The sequence below is a fragment of the Gelidibacter pelagius genome (genome assembly GCF_017581925.1).
Classification (GTDB): domain Bacteria; phylum Bacteroidota; class Bacteroidia; order Flavobacteriales; family Flavobacteriaceae; genus Gelidibacter; species Gelidibacter pelagius.
Genome location: NZ_JAGEVG010000055.1, coordinates 1 through 1,540 on the forward strand (window position 1 = coordinate 1; position 1,540 = coordinate 1,540).

At 37.9% G+C, this 1,540-nt stretch carries 1 protein-coding gene; it reads left to right on the forward strand.

What is annotated here, in order from left to right; all coding sequences use genetic code 11:
- The first annotated feature begins 530 nt into the window (after window positions 1-530).
- The gene (locus tag J4051_RS18785; protein WP_208235424.1) at window positions 531-785 is read left to right on the forward strand and encodes a helix-turn-helix transcriptional regulator; all 255 of its coding nucleotides are present in this window, start codon (window positions 531-533) and stop codon (window positions 783-785) included.
- Window positions 786-1,540 lie beyond the last annotated feature (755 nt).

The following is a 1,540-nucleotide window of genomic DNA, read 5'->3' on the forward strand; positions in this document are numbered from 1 at the left end:
CAACGGCCCGTTCCCAAGACTAATTCTAACTGTTTCTTAATGTGTAAATCTGCTATTAATCCTTTGGTTGAAGGTATTCTGTTTGAAATCTATCTCTACATAGGCAATTTTTTAAGGTTTAAGCCTAATGATGTGCAACTATTAACCAATGATTATTTATAGCGGCAGCCATTCCAAGACTAATTCTAACTGTTTTAGTGCGAAACTTTTAAAAAATAATAGAGCAATGCTATGAATGAAGTGAGTGGACTTTTTTTAATAAAAAAGACGTGGAACTCAGCTTAGACGCTATCAAGGTACTGGCGGTACCTTACCACGAATAAGTGAGCCCACGTCGGTTGACGTGAGCATCTTACTTATCATCTCGTGGTTATTTTAAACGCCAGTTTTTGATAACGAGATTCAAAGCGAATGCTTCAATGTTTTGATATGAAGAATCGCAAATTTAATTTAAAAAACGAATATATACAATTAACTCTTGTAATCCAAATGGATTACAATAATTTTTAAAATTATACCAAAATTGCAGAATGGCAGGATTAGACAAGGAAGATATAATTTTAAAAAATAAGATTGCTAAAAGGGTTAAATCTTTGAGAATTAAAACTGGATTGTCGCAATCTGATTTTGCTAAATTTCATGATGTTGACAGGCAAATAATCAATCGTTGGGAGAGTACACTTAATAAAAGAGGAATTACCATATATACCATTAAGAAGTTTTGTGATATGATTGAAATCTCAGTTAAAGATTTTTTTGATGATGACTTGTTCCTTAACAGTTAAACTGAGGAATTTAGTTTTATTTTGATTATATGATATAAAGTTTATTGTAGCCACTTGAAATAATCTGCCAAGAAGTAATTTGCCTTACTCGACATCTTTATAAGATAGAATTCTGCTTTATGGCCTTTTTCATGCTTCGTGTTCGTGTTAAAGCCGACATTGGTAAAAATGAATGTATTGCATACGCTTTGTTGGTGTTTTCCACCAACAATTCCAGTTTTAACGAAAAGGTTTTTTTAAGACATTATCCCCTACCCCTAAAAAGGTGAGGTGGGATTTGGCTTTCAATGTTATTGCTTATATCATTGTTGGTGTTTTCCACCAACAGTGTTGTCTTTCATTGAGAACGGCAGGTCATTTATTAATTAGAAGGTTGTGCCTAAAGATTGCCGCGTCGCTCCTTCGTCGCTCCTCGCAATGACGGAATCAACGGACTCGCATTCTTAACCCAAGCTTCATTGCAAGGGGTTACATGAAGGAAGCACTGCTTCATTGAATGTACATAGCGAAGCTATCGACCGCGGCAATCTGTGTCTGTTAGGCTAACCAACCATGAGATTGCCACGTCGCTCCTTCGTCGCTTCTCGCAATGACACATGGGGGCGTCGCTCCTTCGTCCCTCTCTGTCTGGACGGTAGACAGATTCGGATGATGCCGAGGTGGAGGTGGAGGAGTAGGAAAGAGCACCACTTAGCTGTCATTAAGAGAACTCCCACCCTGGCGTCATTGCGAGGAATGAGGCACGAATGACGCGG

Bases quoted from the DNA above. Each gene is read 5' to 3' on its own strand.
- J4051_RS18785 (WP_208235424.1), top strand. From the start codon at position 531: ATGGCAGGATTAGACAAGGAAGATATAATTTTAAAAAATAAGATTGCT.